Consider the following 16,478-nt stretch of genomic DNA (forward strand, 5'->3'; position numbering starts at 1 on the left):
TACTCCCTCACAATGACCCTTTTAGCTCTTGGCATTAATCACAAAACAGCCCCGATAGCGCTGCGAGAACGCGTAACGTTTTCGCCGGACACGCTCGATGAGGCGCTGGAGAGCTTGCTGGCTCAGCCAATGGTGCAGGGAGGTGTGGTGCTGTCGACCTGTAACCGCACGGAGCTCTATCTCAGCGTTGAGGAGCAGGATAATCTGCAGGAAGTGCTCATCCGCTGGCTGTGTGATTACCACCATCTTAATGAAGACGATCTGCGAAACAGCCTCTACTGGCACCAGGATAACGATGCGGTCAGCCATCTGATGCGCGTCGCCAGCGGCCTGGATTCGCTGGTGCTCGGCGAGCCGCAGATCCTCGGCCAGGTTAAAAAAGCCTTTGCGGACTCCAGCCGCGGACATCTCAACGTCAGCGAGCTGGAGCGGATGTTCCAGAAGTCGTTCTCCGTGGCTAAGCGCGTGCGCACCGAAACGGACATTGGCGCCAGCGCGGTCTCCGTCGCGTTCGCCGCCTGTACGCTGGCGCGACAAATCTTTGAATCGCTCTCCAGCGTGACCGTGCTGCTGGTCGGCGCGGGGGAGACCATCGAGCTGGTGGCCCGCCATCTGCGCGAGCACCACGTGCGTAAAATGGTCATTGCCAACCGCACCCGCGAACGCGCCCAGGCGCTGGCGGATGAGGTCGGCGCGGAGGTTATCGCCCTGAGCGACATCGATGAGCGGCTGAAAGAGGCTGATATCATTATTACTTCCACCGCCAGCCCGCTGCCGATAATTGGCAAAGGGATGGTGGAGCGTGCGCTGAAGGCGCGCCGCAATCAGCCGATGCTGCTGGTCGATATCGCGGTGCCCCGCGACGTCGAGCCGGAAGTGGGCAAGCTGGCGAACGCCTATCTCTACAGCGTCGACGACCTGCAAAACATCATTCAGCACAACCTGGCGCAGCGTAAAGCTGCTGCGGTACAGGCGGAATCGATCGTCGAGCAGGAAACCAGCGAATTTATGGCCTGGCTGCGCGCCCAGAGCGCCAGCGAGACTATCCGCGAATATCGCTCCCAGTCCGAACAGGTCCGCGAGGAGCTGACGCTGAAAGCGCTGGCGGCGCTGGAGCAGGGCGGTGATGCCCAGGAAATCATGCAGGACCTGGCGCGTAAGCTGACCAACCGCCTGATCCACGCGCCAACCAAATCTCTTCAGCAGGCTGCCCGTGACGGGGACGATGAACGCCTGCATATTCTGCGCAACAGCCTCGGGCTGGAATAGCGCCATTTCTCTCTTTTTTCAGGACAGGGTTAATTCACACCTATGAAGCCTTCTATTGTTGCCAAACTGGAAGCTCTGTACGAACGCCATGAGGAAGTTCAGGCGCTGCTGGGGGATGCTGCGACCATCGCCGATCAGGATCGATTCCGCGCGCTGTCGCGCGAGTACGCGCAGCTGAGCGACGTTGCACGCTGTTATACCGAATGGCGCCAGGTGCAGGATGATATTGAAACCGCGCAGATGATGCTTGACGATCCGGAGATGCGCGAAATGGCGCAGGAAGAGCTGCGTGACGCCAAAGATAAGAGCGAAGAGATGGAGCAGCAGCTGCAGGTTCTGCTGCTGCCGAAAGATCCCGACGATGAGCGTAACGCCTTTGTCGAAGTCCGCGCCGGTACCGGCGGGGACGAAGCGGCGCTGTTTGCCGGGGATCTGTTCCGCATGTACAGCCGCTACGCGGAAGCCCGCCGCTGGCGCGTGGAGATCCTCAGCGCCAACGAAGGCGAGCACGGCGGTTATAAAGAAGTGATTGCCAAAATCAGCGGCGACGGCGTCTACGGCCGACTGAAGTTCGAGTCCGGCGGCCACCGCGTGCAGCGCGTACCGGCGACCGAATCGCAGGGGCGTATCCACACCTCCGCCTGTACCGTCGCGGTGATGCCGGAGCTGCCGGAAGCCGAAATGCCGGACATCAACCCGGCCGACCTGCGTATCGATACCTTCCGCTCCTCCGGGGCGGGCGGGCAGCACGTTAACACCACCGATTCCGCTATTCGTATTACCCACTTGCCGACCGGTATCGTCGTTGAGTGCCAGGACGAACGCTCTCAGCACAAGAACAAGGCCAAGGCGCTGTCGGTGCTGGGCTCGCGCATTCGCGCCGCCGAAGTGGCCAAGCGTCAGCAGGCGGAAGCGTCTACCCGACGTAACCTGCTGGGCAGCGGCGATCGTAGCGATCGTAACCGTACCTATAACTTCCCGCAGGGCCGCGTGACCGACCACCGCATCAACCTGACGCTCTACCGGCTGGATGAAACGATGGAAGGTAAGCTGGATATGCTCATTGAGCCGATTGTCCAGGAGTACCAGGCCGATCAGCTGGCAGCGCTTTCCGAGCAGGAATGATGATTTTTCAACAGTGGCTGGCGCAGGCGATTGCCCGGCTGAGCGACAGCGAAAGCCCGCGCCGCGACGCGGAGATCCTGCTGGGACACGTGACCGGCAGGGCGCGGACTTACCTCCTCGCCTTTGGCGAAACGGCGCTGACCGATGGCCAACTAGCCGAGCTGGAGGGGCTGCTGAGCCGCCGCCAGCGCGGCGAACCGATCGCGCATCTGGTCGGTCAGCGCGAATTCTGGTCGCTGCCGCTGCTGGTGTCACCGGCAACCCTGATCCCGCGTCCGGACACCGAGTGTCTCGTCGAGCAGGCGCTGGCGCGGCTGCCGGCGACGCCGTGTCGGATCCTCGATTTAGGCACCGGCACCGGCGCGATTGCGCTGGCGCTGGCCAGCGAGCGTCCTGACTGTCGGGTGACGGCGGTCGATTTTATGCCCGACGCCGCCGCGCTAGCCGCGCGCAACGCGGCTCAGCTTGCCATCACCAACGTGACGGTGCTGCAGAGCAACTGGTTCAGCGCGCTGACGGGCCAGCGGTTTGAAATCATCGTCAGCAACCCGCCCTATATCGACGAAACCGACCCGCATCTTGCGCAGGGCGACGTTCGCTTCGAGCCGAAAACGGCGCTTGTTGCCGCCGATAGCGGCCTTGCCGATCTGGCGCACATCGTTCGCGAAGGACGTCGCTTCCTGACCCCTGGCGGCTTAATGCTGCTGGAGCATGGCTGGAAGCAGGGCGCCGCGGTGCGCGGCCTGTTCCACGATGCGGGATATCTCGACGTGGTGACCTGCCGCGATTACGGCGATAACGACCGCCTGACGTTAGGACGTTTTCCGGCTATGGATAAGAAGGTTGGCGTATGAATCTGTTTACCGCAGTGCTGTATCTGCATATTGCGGCGGTGGTCGTGTCGGTCAGCCTGTTCGCGTTACGCTACTGGTGGAGCTACAGCGGCAGCCCGTGGCTTAACCGCCGCTGGGTACGCATCGTCCCGCACTGCAGCGACACGATACTCTTTCTCAGCGGCGCCGGATTAATGGCAATAACGCACTATCTGCCGTTTACTGAAGACGGCACATGGCTGACTGAGAAGCTATTTGGCGTTATTATTTACATCGCATTGGGTTTTATCGCGCTGGGCCATCGGCGTCCGCGCAGCCAGCAGAGCAGGTTTATCGCCTTCCTGCTGGCTTTGGTGGTGTTGTTCATCATCATACAACTCGCCATCACAAGAACACCGTTACTGGGGTAAGTCATGAGGTCACTAGCTGATTTCGAATTTAATAAAACGCCACTGTGCGATGGAATGGTCCTCATTTCTGAATTGATCCGCGACGACTTTCCAACGGGTTACGTGCAGGACGAGCTGGAGCGGCTGCTGAGCCTGGCGCAGGAAGAGATCGCGACCTCGTGGGATCAGGAGCGTCAGCTGGAGCGGCTGCTGGAGCTTTTCTATCATGAATGGGGCTTCAGGGACTCCCACGGCGTCTACCGGCTGTCCGATGCCCTGTGGATCGATAAGGTATTGATTAACCGCCAGGGGAGCGCCGCGTCGCTGGGGGCGATTGTGCTGTGGATTGCCCAGCGCATGTCTCTGCCGGTGGTGCCGGTGATTTTCCCGACGCAGATGCTGCTGCGCGCGGACCCTGAAACCAGCGAAGAGATGTGGCTGATTAACCCGTTCAACGGGGAAACGCTGAACGAGCACACGCTGGAAGTGTGGCTGAAGGGCAATATTAGCCCGGTGGCCGAGCTGTTCAATGAGGATCTTGATGAAGCGGATAACGCGGAAGTGATCCACAAGCTGCTCGACACCTTAAAATCGGCGCTGATGGAAGAGCGGCAGATGGAGCTGGCCCTGCGCGCCAGCGAAGCGCTGCTGCAGTTCAATCCGGAAGATCCGTACGAAATTCGCGACCGCGGGCTGATCTACGCCCAGCTCGAGTGCGACCACGTTGCGCTGCTGGATCTGAACTATTTCGTCGAACAGTGTCCTGAAGACCCGATCAGCGAAATGATCCGCGCGCAAATCAACACGATTTCGCACAAACAAATTACATTGCATTAGTCGATATACGCGAAATACGCCGCGCTGAGGCGGTTTTTAGGTATGACGCGTATTTATCTGGAATGATTCCGGTTACACCCTGATAAGGCGATCTTATGAAACAAAAAGTGGTTAGCATTGGTGATATCAACGTAGCAAACGACCTGCCTTTCGTCCTGTTTGGCGGGATGAACGTGCTGGAATCCCGCGATCTCGCGATGCGTATCTGCGAACACTACGTGACGGTGACGCAGAAGCTGGGCATTCCTTATGTGTTCAAAGCCTCTTTTGATAAAGCCAACCGTTCTTCCATCCACTCCTATCGCGGGCCGGGTCTGGAAGAAGGGATGAAGATTTTCCAGGAGCTGAAGCAGGCTTTCGGCGTGAAAATCATCACTGACGTTCATGAAGCCAGCCAGGCGCAGGCCGTGGCCGACGTGGTTGACGTGATTCAGCTGCCGGCGTTCCTCGCTCGCCAGACCGACCTGGTTGAAGCGATGGCGAAAACCGGCGCGGTGATCAACGTTAAGAAACCGCAGTTCGTGAGCCCGGGCCAGATGGGCAACATCGTCGACAAGTTTATTGAAGGCGGCAACGACAAGGTTATTCTGTGCGACCGCGGCGCTAACTTTGGCTACGACAACCTGGTTGTTGATATGCTGGGCTTTGGGGTGATGAAAAAAGCCTCCAACAACTCGCCGGTTATCTTTGACGTCACCCACGCTCTGCAGTGCCGTGACCCGTTTGGCGCCGCTTCTGGCGGTCGCCGTGCGCAGGTTGCTGAACTGGCGCGTGCCGGTATGGCGGTAGGTATCGCCGGCCTGTTTATTGAAGCACACCCGGACCCGGAACATGCGAAATGCGACGGCCCGTCCGCGCTGCCGCTGGATAAGCTGGAGCCGTTCCTCAAGCAAATGAAGGCAATCGACGAGCTGGTTAAAGGCTTTGACGAGCTGGATACCAGCAAGTAGCGGTCCCTGATATGACAAAAGCCTGCCGGTTGCAAAACCGGCAGGCTTTTTTATGCATCCTCCCCCGGTCCGCGTCGCGCGGCCGGGGGAGGTGAATCAGGCAAAAATGGTCATCAGATAGGCGGCGAATAGCGCCAGGTGCGCCGCGCCGTTGAGCACGTTGGTGCGTCCGGTCGAGAAAGAGATCTGGCACAGCACCAGGGATGAAACCATTACGATCATCTCCGGCGACCCGAGGCCAAAGTGCAGCTCATTGCCGGTTAAAAAGGCAATCAGGGTCACGACCGGAACGGTCAGAGAGATGGTGGCCAGCACCGAACCGAAGAACAGATTCATCGCGCGCTGTACCTGATTGTTTAACACCGCCTTCAGGGCACCCAGGCCTTCCGGGGAGAGGATCAGCAGCGCCACCAGGAAACCGGTAAAGGCCACCGGCGCGTTCATGCTGGTCAGCAGCGTCTCCAGCGGGTTGGCGTTCATCTTGGTCACCGCAATCACCGCAATCAGGTGAATGAGCAGCCACGCGGTGTGCCAACCGCTGCTGTGCGCCGACGGCTTGCCGTGATGCGGGTCGTCGTCGTCGCCGTCATCTTCATGCTCATAAATAAACAGGCTCTGGTGCGTTTTGGTCTGAATCAACAGGAAAACGCCGTACATGGCCGCCGAAATAAGCGCCACCAGCAGCGCCTGGCCGGTGGAGAAATTGGCGCCAGGCAGGGCCATGGGAAACACCAGCACGATAATCGCCAGCGGGAAGAGGGCGATTAAATACTGCTTGATGCCGAACAGATTCATGTACTGGGTGGCAAACTTACGCCCGCCCAGCAGCAGCGAGAAGCCGACCAGGCCGCCGGTAACGATCATGATTATCGAGTACAGGGTGTCGCGCATCAGCGTCGGCGCCGCGTCGCCGGTGGCCATCAGCGCGGAAATCAGGCTAACTTCAAGAATGACCACCGACAGGCTTAGAATTAGCGAACCGTAGGGCTCGCCCAGGCGGTGGGCCAGCACGTCCGCGTGGCGTACTACGCTGAATGCGCTGCTGAGAATGCCGACTAACGCCAGAATATTAATCGCAATAACCACTGGCAGTGACTGGCTACTTCCGAAGAAGAAAAGCACCGCCAGTGCCAGCAGCGGAAATACGAGGGACGTCTCCTTGTGGCGGGTTTTTACCGCCTCATGTGCATGGGTCATGAACCATCTCCATATTGTGCAGGTGTTATAATTATAGATACTGTAAGTTGATAAAATAACAGACATTACGGGAATTGATTGCTTTTTTTACTTAAGTTTACCGCTATCAACCACTAATGGTGTTAGATTGCTATAACCTGCTGTTATTGCGCTTTTATATTTACTATTCAGATAATTACTAAAGTCAACTTCTCACTCCCTCCCGCCTTGCGTAGGGCAATATTGCGTTCCAGACTTAAATTCCAGCCCCTTTCTGGAGAACACTATGCCTTATCACAGTAAAAAAGACCTACCCGACAGCGTCCGCCACGTCCTGCCTGAACATGCCCAGGAGATTTATAAAGAAGCCTTTAATAGCGCCTGGGACCAGTACAAGCATAGTGAGGACCGTCGGGGCGACGCCAGCCGCGAAGAGACGGCGCATAAAGTGGCCTGGGCGGCGGTAAAACATGACTATCAAAAGGGAGACGATGACCGCTGGCACAGGAAGTCATAGCCGATCCTGCTACCCGCGCGGCGCCTGAGCGGCGTTAATTGCTAATTGCCAAATAAAGCTGGATAATAATTCAGCAATGTTTCACAAGAATGTTTCACAAGGATGGCATCAGATAAACGCCGGGAAGCGGGCAGTGGCGGAGGTAGTAGAAAGTGTTAACACGTGATTTCTTAATCAATGCGGATTGTAAAACGGCGTTTGGCGCTATTGAGGAATCGCTACTCTGGTCGGCAGAGCAACGGGCAGCCTCCCTGGCGGCCACTTTAGCCTGTCGTCCGGACGCGGGATCGGTATGGATTTTTGGCTACGGTTCGCTGATGTGGAACCCGGCCCTCGAGTATCGCGAGTCCTGTACCGGTACGCTGCCGGGCTGGCACCGCGCCTTTTGCCTGCGGCTCACCGCCGGGCGCGGAAGCGCTCATCAGCCGGGGCGCATGCTGGCGCTGAAGGAGGGCGGGCGCACCACCGGCGTCGCCTATCGCCTGCCGGACTGCACGCTGGAAGAGGAGCTCACCCTGCTGTGGAAGCGAGAGATGATCACCGGCTGCTATCTGCCGACCTGGTGCAAGCTGGAGCTCGACGACGGTCGGACGGTCAACGCGCTGGTCTTCATTATGGATCCGCGTCATCCGCTGTTCGAAGCCGATACCAGCGCCCAGGTGATCGCGCCGCTGATCGCCAAAGCCAGCGGTCCGCTTGGCACCAACGCCCAGTACCTTTTCTCGCTCGAGCAGGAGCTGCGCAAGCTCGGCATGCACGATGATTGCCTCGACGAGCTGGTCGGCAAGGTGCGAAATCTGCTGGGCGATTGCGGTCAGCCGGGGCTGGCCTGAGAAATGCCCGGGAGACCCGGGCATGAAGAGACGTTTGACGCTGCGGTCACAACGCGTTCAGCGGATGCCTCAGGCGGGAACGTAGCTGATTGAGTGCTCCAGCGACTGGCTGTGGCTGTCGATAAGCACGTTCCAGGTGCCGCTGTAGGGCACGGTCATATACGCGCTGTCCCGATCCTGCACGCTCAGCACATCTGCGTGGCTGTCGCCTGGAACCTTCGCGCTCATCAGGTGAATATGGCAGCGCTCTGAACAACGCACCACCAGCGTATCACCGCCAAACAACGTCAAACTTGCTTTTACCATTGCCATTTTCCAACCCCGTCTTTGTCAGCCCACGGCATCCTGCCCGTTCGATCCTGCGCGTGATATTGTTCACACTTTGCTCATGGCATAACACCAAATGGGGAAGGTACGGATGATGATTTTGATCAAAAAAAAGGATAAAGATTCAACAAAAATGACGTTGTTCCTGAAAGCATTCAGCTGGCATATCTTTTAACGCAATAAACGCTGCCAGCCTGGTATTTAATCCTGCTAAAGAGGGTTAACTCAGAAGGTCAGGACTTTATCCGCCGCCAGCGTCCACTGCGCCAGCTCAACCAGCGTGCCGATCTCAACGCCATCGATCAGCGGCAGGGAGGTTATCCCCCGGCCGTCGGTGCAGGTTTTGCACAGCTTCACCGGCACGTCCTGCGCGGTGAGGATCTCCAGCATCTGCTGAATGTTATAGCCTTCCGCCGGTTTTTGACCGCGTAGCCCGGCGGTAACCGCGTCGGACATTAAAAACACCTTCAGCGTCAGTTCGGACTGCTGTTCGCGCAGGGCAATCGCCAGGCGCAGGCTGTTGAACAGGGATTCGCTACCGTAGGCAGCGCCGTTGGCGATAAGCACAATACTTTGCATAAGGACTCCTTTGTATAAGGCACGGTTATTGCTTAGCTGAAGTATAAAGCGTTAACCCTGGAGAGAGCATGAATAATACGGCCGGCACCGTGCCTGAAGCAAACGACTGGTTCCAACATGCGCGCCAGCTCCAGAGGCAGCAGCTGCGTCAGCTGGCGCAGCAGGGCGCGCTGGCCAATCAGATAAGCGCCCTGGTGCATATGCTGCAGTGCGAGCGCGGAGCCTCCAATATCTGGCTATGTTCCGGCGGCCGGCTCTACGCCGCGGAGTGTCGGGCCGGCGGGGCGCTGGTGAATGAACAGCTGGCCGCCTTTCGCCAGGCGCTGGAGCCGGCGCGCGCCAGCGCCAGCAGCGCCCTGTGCTGGCGTATCGCCAGCGCGGTGTGGTATCTCGAGCAGCTTCCCACCCTGCGCGAGGCGGTGCGCCTGCGCACTATCGCCGCCGAAGAGGCGACCGGCCAGTTCAGCCGCATTATCCGGCACCTGCTGAATATCGTCCCGCAGCTCAATGACAGCATCGACGATCCGCAGATTGCCGGAAGGATGGTGGCGCTCTACAGCTTTATGCAGGGCAAGGAGCTGGTGGGGCAGGAGCGTGCGCTGGGGGCGCTGGGCTTTGCCCGCGGCCAGTTCAGCGACGAGCTGCGCCAGCTGCTGGTGGACCGTATCGACGGGCAGCAGCCGTGCTTTGACAGCTTTCTGGCCCTGGCCGACGCGGCGCAGACCGCGCTGTTTAATGAGCAGTGCCAGGCCGGCCTCGAAATAGAGCAGCTTCGGCGTATCGCCTGTACCCGTCAGCCCTCGGAGGATAGCGGCGAGACGGCGCTGCGCTGGTTCTGCGCCCAGACGCAGCGTCTGGAGCTGATGCGCGGTCTGGAAGAGCGGCTGATTAGCGATCTGCTCGACGCCGCCGATCGGCTGCTGCAGGGGAGCGGGCCGGAGATGCCGGACCGCTGGCCGGAAGAGGACGGCGGCGATGACGTTGCGCGACGGCTGGACAGGCAGCTGCTGCCGCTGGTTCGCCAGCAGGCGTATGAGCTGCAGCAGCTCTCCGGCCAGCTGGCGTCGCTAAAGGACAGTCTCGAAGAGCGCAAGGTCATTGAGAAGGCCAAAAGCGTCCTGATGTCCCACCAGGGGATGAATGAAGAGCAGGCCTGGCAGGCGCTGCGCAAGATGGCGATGGATAAGAATCAGCGGATGGTGGAAATCGCCCGCGCCCTGCTGATGGTCAAGTCATTATGGCCGCTAACCCCAAAGGAGTAGGTGCACAATGAGTGGGCATTCTCTGCCTGTAGACGGTGCAATTTTGGCCCTGACCGCCGCTGCAGCGGGGGGAAAACCGGCAAAAACAGCCATATGGAAAACTGGCATCCCGTTTGCATTAGCTAAATCGAGTTAGTTCACCATTTTTGGGCAGCAGGCCAACGGCGGCATGCGGGTCCATGGATAAAGGCGTCCTGCAGTGCGTAAGCACTGTCGGGCGCTTTTTTTTGCGCGTTCTGGAGCGGGTATGGGCGATAAGATTTCGATGACACGGCGGCGTTTTCTACAGGCAGGGGCCGCGCTTGGCGGCGCGATGCTGCTGCCTGGGCTGATGCAGTCAGCGTGGGCGGCAGGCTCCGATAAGCCGGAGCAAACCACCGTGCGGGTGGGCTTTATTCCGCTAACCGACTGCGCGCCTTTGGCGATCGCGTCGCTGAAAGGCTTTGATAAAAAATACGGCATTACCCTTGTGCCGACCAAAGAGGCCAGCTGGGCGGCGGTGCGCGACAAGCTGATCTCCGGCGAGCTGGATGCGGCGCATATCCTCTACGGCCTGCTGTACGGCCTCGAGCTGGGTATTGCCAGCAAACCGCAGTCCATGGCCAACCTGATGACCCTCAACCGCAACGGGCAGGCCATCACCCTGTCACGGGACCTGCAGGACAAAGGCGTAACCGATCTTCCCGGCCTGAAGCGGCTGATTGGCCAGAGCGCGCCGGGTAGCTACACCTTTGCCCATACCTTTCCTACCGGCACCCACGCGATGTGGCTCTATTACTGGCTGGCCAGCGGTGGCATCAATCCGTTTGAGGATGTGCGCACCGTCGTCGTGCCGCCGCCGCAGATGGTGATGAACATGCGGATCGGCAACATGGTGGGCTTTTGCGTCGGCGAGCCGTGGAACGCGCGGGCCATCAACGATCGCATCGGTTTTACCGCCGCCACCTCTCAGGAGATCTGGCCGGATCATCCGGAAAAAATTCTCGGCACCCGCAGTGAGTGGGTGGAGCGTAATCCGAATACCGCCCGGGCGCTGGTTGCGGCGGTAATGGAGGCCTCGCGCTGGATAGAGGCTTCGCCAGAGAACACCCGCGAGACGGCGCGCATCCTGGCGAAACGCGCGTGGCTGAATACCAAAGAACAGTACCTCACCGGGCGGATGCTGGGTGAATACGACAACGGACTGGGGCGCATCTGGCAGGACGCGCACCCGATTCGTTTCTACGACCGCGGCGAAGTTAGCTTCCCGTGGCTGTCGGATGGCATGTGGTTCATGACCCAGTTCCGACGCTGGGGGCTGCTGAAAGCGGCGCCGGATTATCAGGCGGTGGCGCAGCGTATTAACCGAATTGACGTATGGAAAGAGGCGGCGCAGGCCGTTGGCGGCATCAGCGCGCCGGGTCAGGTGATGCGCAGCAGCACATTGATGGACGGAACGGTCTGGACGGGGGCCGATCCTGAAGGCTACGCCCGCGGCTTTGCGATTCAACGTAAGGGGGCATGAGATGAAACACGCGCAAAAAAATAGTACCCAACCTGCAGTCGCCAGCGCTGAAAAAGCGCCGGGCGAAGTCATTATCCTGCCGCCGGTGCAGGTCCGTCGTCCAACGCCCGCCGTCACGCGCTGGCTGCGCGAAGGCGTCCAGCGGGTGCTGCCGCCGCTGCTGGGGCTGGGGCTGCTCCTGTTCTGCTGGCAGATGGCGGCGATTAACGGCAAAGGCTTCCCGACGCCGCTCAGCACGCTTGATTCGGCGCTGACGCTGTTTGCCGACCCGTTTTATCAGGACGGTCCTAACGACATGGGTATCGGCTGGAACGTGCTGGCATCGCTGCAGCGCGTGGCGGTGGGCTTCGGCCTCGCGGCGCTGGTCGGCATTCCGCTGGGCTTCCTGATTGGCCGTTCGCTGTTCTTCGCCCGCATGTTTAATCCGCTGATCGCGCTGCTGCGTCCGGTCAGCCCGCTGGCCTGGCTGCCAATCGGCCTGCTGCTGTTCCAGAAAGCGGAGCCCGCGTCGAGCTGGACCATCTTTATCTGCTCCATCTGGCCGATGGTGATCAATACCGCCGAAGGCGTCCGGCGTATCCCGCAGGACTATCTGAACGTGGCGCGCGTTTTGCAGCTTTCCGAATGGACGGTGATGCGCCGCATTCTCTTTCCGGCGGTGCTGCCCGCCGTGCTGACCGGGGTGCGCCTGTCGATAGGCATCGCCTGGCTGGTGATTGTCGCCGCTGAAATGCTCACCGGCGGTCTGGGGATTGGGTTCTGGATCTGGAACGAATGGAACAACCTCAACGTAGAAAACATCATTATCGCCATCGTCATTATCGGCGTCGTCGGCCTGCTGCTTGAGCAGGGCCTCATGCTTATCGCCCGCCGCTTCAGCTGGCAGGAAAAATAGGAGTCGCTATGAAACCATTAATTCAGGTACAGGCCGTCAGCCAGCGTTTCAATACCGCCAGCGGCGAGTTTTTGGCTCTGCAAAACGTCTCCTTCGATATCTACGAAGGGGAGACCGTCAGCCTGATCGGCCACTCCGGCTGCGGAAAATCGACGCTGCTGAATCTGATTGCCGGGATTACGCTGCCGACGGAAGGAGGCCTGCTGTGCGATAACCGCGAAATCGCCGGGCCGGGGCCGGAGCGGGCGGTGGTGTTTCAAAACCACTCCCTGCTGCCGTGGCTGACCTGCTTTGACAACGTCGCGCTGGCGGTGGATCGGGTCTTTCGCCGCACCATGAGCAAGGCCGAGCGCCGGGAGTGGATTGAGCACAATCTCGACCGGGTGCAGATGGGCCATGCGCTGCACAAGCGCCCGGGGGAAATCTCCGGGGGAATGAAGCAGCGCGTGGGGATCGCCAGGGCGCTGGCGATGAAGCCAAAGGTGCTGCTGCTGGATGAACCCTTCGGCGCGCTCGACGCCCTGACCCGCGCCCATCTGCAGGACGCGGTCATGCAAATTCAGCAGGCGCTGAACACCACCATCGTGATGATTACCCACGACGTTGATGAGGCGGTGCTGCTGTCGGACCGGGTGATGATGATGACCAACGGCCCGGCGGCGACGGTCGGTGAAATCCTCGATATCAATCTCCCCCGGCCGCGCAATCGCGTGCAGCTGGCGGACGATAGCCGCTATCACCACCTGCGCCAGCAGATCCTGCACTTCCTCTACGAAAAACAGCCGAAAGCGGCGTAGGGGGCGGCGCTACTCGCCTGAAGGTGACCGGTCTTGAGCCGTTCAGCCCCGCTGACGGCGCGGCCGGAAACCCGCGGATCGCCAGAATGGCTTTTTCAACCTTCTTCAATGCAGCCGCGTGCTGCAGGACAAATCACTATGACAAAATCTGTTTTGGTGCTGATCGGACACGGCATGGTCGGTCACCACTTTCTTGAGCAATGCGTCAGCCGTAACCTGCATCAACAGTATCGTATCGTGGTGTTCTGCGAAGAGCGCTACGCCGCCTATGACCGGGTGCATCTGTCGGAATATTTCGCCGGCCGCAGCGCGGAATCGCTGTCGCTGGTGGAGGGCGACTTCTTTACCGACAACGGGATTGAGCTGCGCCTCAGCGAGCCGGTGGCCGCCATTGACCGCGAGGCGCGGGTAGTTCGCGATGCTCACGGCCACGAAACCCACTGGGACAAGCTGGTGCTGGCCACCGGCTCTTACCCCTTCGTTCCGCCGGTCCCGGGAAACGATCTTGACGGCTGCTTCGTCTACCGTACGCTGGACGATCTTGACCGGATCGCCGCCTGCGCCAGCGGGGCGAAGCGCGGAGTGGTGATTGGCGGCGGCCTGCTGGGGCTGGAGGCCGCCAATGCGCTCAAGCAGCTGGGGCTGGAAACCCACGTGGTGGAGTTTGCGCCGAACCTGATGGCGGTGCAGCTGGACGGCCCGGGAGCGGCCATGCTGCGGGAAAAAATTAGCGATATTGGCGTCGGAGTGCATACCAGCAAGGCGACCCAGCAGATCGTCCGCGAGGCCAGCGGGCTGGCGCTTAACTTTGCCGACGGCGGTTCGCTCAGCACCGATATGGTGGTGTTCTCCGCCGGTATCCGCCCGCAGGACGCGCTGGCGCGCAGCAGCGGGCTGGCGGTGGGCGAGCGCGGCGGTATCTGTATCGACGATCGCTGCCGCACCTCCGACCCGGACGTGCTGGCCATCGGCGAGTGCGCCCTGTGGGAGAATAAAATTTACGGCCTGGTGGCGCCGGGCTATCAGATGGCGAGAACGGCGGCGGCGGATCTGGCCGGAGAAGAGGCGCGCTTCGGCGGGGCGGATATGAGCACCAAGCTCAAGCTGCTGGGCATCGACGTCGCCTCCTTCGGCGACGCTCAGGGGCGCACGCCCGGTAGTCAGAGCTATCAGTGGACCCACGGACCGGAGCAGATTTATAAAAAAATCGTCGTCAGCCAGGATGGCAAAAAGCTGCTTGGCGGCGTGCTGGTGGGTGACGCCAGCGATTACTCCACCCTGCTGCAGATGATGCTCAACGACATGGCGCTGCCGTCGCGCCCGGAAAGCCTGATCCTGCCGGCCCTTGAGGGCAGCGCGCCGAAGGCGCTCGGCGTGGCGGCGCTGCCGGACAGCGCGCAAATCTGCTCCTGCCATAACGTCAGTAAAGGCGATATTTGCCAGGCGGTCAGCGGCGGCGCGGGTGATATGGCAGCGATCAAAAGCTGTACCAAAGCCGCGACCGGCTGCGGCGGCTGCAGCGCGCTGGTCAAGCAGGTGATGGAGTATCAGCTCTCCGCCCAGGGCGTCGAGGTCAAAAAAGATATCTGCGAGCACTTCCCGTGGTCACGGCAGGAGATTTATCACCTCGTGCGCGTGAATCACATTCGTACCTTTGAACAGCTGATTGCCCGCTACGGCCAGGGGCACGGCTGCGAAATCTGTAAACCGCTGGTGGCCTCGGTGCTGGCCTCCTGCTGGAACGAATATCTGCTGAAGCCGGCGCATTTGCCGCTGCAGGATACTAACGACCGCTACTTCGCCAACATCCAGAAGGACGGCACCTATTCGGTGGTGCCGCGGATGGCGGCCGGCGAGGTGACGCCGGACGGCCTGATTGCCATCGGGCAGATTGCCAAACGCTACCAGCTGTACAGCAAAATTACCGGCGGCCAGCGGATCGATCTCTTCGGCGCTCGTCTGGAAGAGCTGCCGGCTATCTGGCGCGAGCTGGCTGATGCCGGGTTTGAAACCGGCCACGCCTACGGCAAATCCTTGCGCACGGTGAAGTCCTGCGTCGGCTCCACCTGGTGCCGCTACGGCGTGCAGGATTCTACCGGCCTGGCGGTGACCCTCGAACATCGCTACAAGGGCCTGCGCGCGCCGCATAAGATCAAAATGGCGGTCTCCGGCTGCACGCGGGAATGTGCCGAAGCGCAGGGCAAAGATATCGGGGTGATCGCCACCGAGAAGGGCTGGAATCTTTACGTTTGCGGCAACGGTGGCATGAAGCCGCGCCATGCGGACCTGTTTGCCAGCGATATCGACGATGCGACGCTGATCCGCACCGTCGACCGCCTGCTGATGTTCTATATCCGCACCGCCGATCGCCTGCAGCGAACCAGCACCTGGCTGGACAACCTTGAGGGCGGCATCGACTATCTGCGCGAGGTGATCCTCGAGGACAGCCTCGGGATCGGCGAAGAGCTGGAGCAGGAGATGGCGCGGGTAGTGGACAGCTACCAGTGCGAGTGGCAAACCACCCTTAACGATCCGCAGCGCCTGTCGCTGTTCCGCTCCTATGTCAACAGCGAGCAGCCGGACGATGCGGTGCAGCGCCAGCCGCTCCGCGGCCAGCCGCAGCCGGTGGCGGCGCCCGTGCTGCATGAAGGCGCGCCTTCGGCCCGTCCGTGGCAGGCGATTTGCGATCTCGAGGCGATCCCCGCCGAGGCCGGGATCGGCGCGCGGCTCGGCGAGCGGCAGATAGCGCTGTTCCGCTTTGGCGAGCAGATTTACGCGCTCGATAACCTCGAACCCGGTAGCGACGCCAACGTGCTGTCGCGCGGGATCCTCGGCGACGCCGGAGGAGAGCCGATCGTCATCTCCCCGCTCTATAAACAGCGCATTCGCCTGCGCGACGGCCGCGCCTGCGACGGCGGCGAGCAGGCGGTACGCGCCTGGCCGGTAAAAGTGGAGAACGGCAAAGTGTGGGTGGGCAACCAGGTTCTGCTGGCGCGCGCGGAGGCGTCCTGATGGCGAAGACCCGAACGAGCGACTCCTGCCGGGCTCCCGTATCCCGGAACTGAACGCGCTGTTAACGGAAAATAATCCCCGGGCGGAAGATTCAGCATATTCCTGAAATTGGCCCGGGGGCTGCGGGCGATGGCAAAAAACGATAAACTTAGGTTCTGTTGCCATCCTTCGCG

The 16,478-nt window shown here is 60.5% G+C and carries 15 protein-coding genes and 1 pseudogene; 13 read left to right on the forward strand and 3 right to left on the reverse strand.

What is annotated here, in order from left to right; genetic code table 11:
• Positions 1-12: 12 nt before the first annotated feature.
• The 6 genes from hemA to kdsA all read left to right on the forward strand — a co-directional run bounded on the left by hemA (position 13) and on the right by kdsA (position 5,403).
• Positions 13-1,269 carry a glutamyl-tRNA reductase gene (gene hemA, locus MMW58_RS11810; RefSeq protein ID WP_159235766.1) on the forward strand — a complete coding sequence of 419 codons (1,257 nt, stop codon included), beginning with the start codon at positions 13-15 and terminating at the stop codon, positions 1,267-1,269.
• Positions 1,270-1,311: 42 nt separating this feature from the next.
• Entirely contained in the window at positions 1,312-2,394 is a 1,083-nt protein-coding gene (gene prfA, locus MMW58_RS11815; RefSeq protein ID WP_045858977.1) for a peptide chain release factor 1, read from the forward strand.
• A complete protein-coding gene (gene prmC / locus MMW58_RS11820; RefSeq protein ID WP_241723718.1) occupies positions 2,394-3,248 on the forward strand; it encodes a peptide chain release factor N(5)-glutamine methyltransferase in 855 nt (284 codons plus the stop codon). Before prfA ends, prmC begins: the two co-directional genes overlap by 1 nt.
• Entirely contained in the window at positions 3,245-3,637 is a 393-nt protein-coding gene (gene sirB2 / locus MMW58_RS11825; protein WP_241723446.1) for an invasion regulator SirB2, read from the forward strand. Before prmC ends, sirB2 begins: the two co-directional genes overlap by 4 nt.
• A 3-nt stretch (positions 3,638-3,640) precedes the next feature.
• A complete protein-coding gene (gene sirB1 / locus MMW58_RS11830; RefSeq protein ID WP_159235768.1) occupies positions 3,641-4,453 on the forward strand; it encodes an invasion regulator SirB1 in 813 nt (270 codons plus the stop codon).
• 95 nt (positions 4,454-4,548) lie between these two features.
• On the forward strand, positions 4,549-5,403 hold the full coding sequence (kdsA, locus tag MMW58_RS11835; protein WP_241723447.1) for a 3-deoxy-8-phosphooctulonate synthase: 855 nt from the start codon (positions 4,549-4,551) through the stop codon (positions 5,401-5,403).
• A 96-nt stretch (positions 5,404-5,499) separates the two neighbouring features.
• On the opposite strand, the gene chaA is transcribed toward kdsA, so the two are convergent.
• Positions 5,500-6,600: a sodium-potassium/proton antiporter ChaA gene (gene chaA / locus MMW58_RS11840; RefSeq protein WP_123708327.1), complete on the reverse strand. Its 1,101-nt coding sequence runs from the start codon at positions 6,598-6,600 to the stop codon at positions 5,500-5,502.
• Between the two features lie 265 nt (positions 6,601-6,865).
• On the opposite strand from chaA, the gene chaB reads away from it, so the two are divergent.
• A complete protein-coding gene (gene chaB, locus MMW58_RS11845) occupies positions 6,866-7,096 on the forward strand; it encodes a putative cation transport regulator ChaB (RefSeq protein WP_041146096.1) in 231 nt (76 codons plus the stop codon).
• A gap of 152 nt (positions 7,097-7,248) precedes the next feature.
• Positions 7,249-7,929, forward strand: coding sequence for a gamma-glutamylcyclotransferase (locus MMW58_RS11850; protein WP_133598275.1), 681 nt, complete (start codon positions 7,249-7,251; stop codon positions 7,927-7,929).
• 69 nt (positions 7,930-7,998) lie between these two features.
• On the opposite strand, the gene MMW58_RS11855 is transcribed toward MMW58_RS11850, so the two are convergent.
• Both MMW58_RS11855 and MMW58_RS11860 read right to left on the reverse strand, forming a co-directional pair.
• Entirely contained in the window at positions 7,999-8,241 is a 243-nt protein-coding gene (locus MMW58_RS11855; protein ID WP_076947669.1) for a DUF1883 domain-containing protein, read from the reverse strand.
• A 240-nt stretch (positions 8,242-8,481) separates the two neighbouring features.
• Entirely contained in the window at positions 8,482-8,835 is a 354-nt protein-coding gene (locus tag MMW58_RS11860; protein ID WP_045858961.1) for a DsrE/DsrF/TusD sulfur relay family protein, read from the reverse strand.
• Positions 8,836-8,903: 68 nt separating this feature from the next.
• On the opposite strand from MMW58_RS11860, the gene nasR reads away from it, so the two are divergent.
• The 5 genes and pseudogenes from nasR to nirB form a co-directional block, all read left to right on the forward strand.
• Complete coding sequence (gene nasR, locus MMW58_RS11865; RefSeq protein ID WP_241723448.1) at positions 8,904-10,097, forward strand: nitrate regulatory protein NasR; 1,194 nt, start codon at positions 8,904-8,906, stop codon at positions 10,095-10,097.
• A gap of 247 nt (positions 10,098-10,344) precedes the next feature.
• Positions 10,345-11,601, forward strand: coding sequence for a CmpA/NrtA family ABC transporter substrate-binding protein (locus MMW58_RS11870; RefSeq protein WP_241723449.1), 1,257 nt, complete (start codon positions 10,345-10,347; stop codon positions 11,599-11,601).
• 1 nt (position 11,602) lies between these two features.
• Entirely contained in the window at positions 11,603-12,496 is an 894-nt protein-coding gene (gene ntrB, locus MMW58_RS11875; RefSeq protein ID WP_041146091.1) for a nitrate ABC transporter permease, read from the forward strand.
• 8 nt (positions 12,497-12,504) lie between these two features.
• Positions 12,505-13,293, forward strand: coding sequence for an ABC transporter ATP-binding protein (locus MMW58_RS11880; protein ID WP_041146090.1), 789 nt, complete (start codon positions 12,505-12,507; stop codon positions 13,291-13,293).
• 42 nt (positions 13,294-13,335) lie between these two features.
• Positions 13,336-16,305 (forward strand): annotated as a pseudogene (gene nirB / locus MMW58_RS11885) (nitrite reductase large subunit NirB); the annotation flags it as partial.
• Positions 16,306-16,478 lie beyond the last annotated feature (173 nt).

The sequence above is a fragment of the Klebsiella sp. HC6 genome, from assembly GCF_022605325.1.
GTDB classification, from domain to species: domain Bacteria; phylum Pseudomonadota; class Gammaproteobacteria; order Enterobacterales; family Enterobacteriaceae; genus Klebsiella; species Klebsiella terrigena.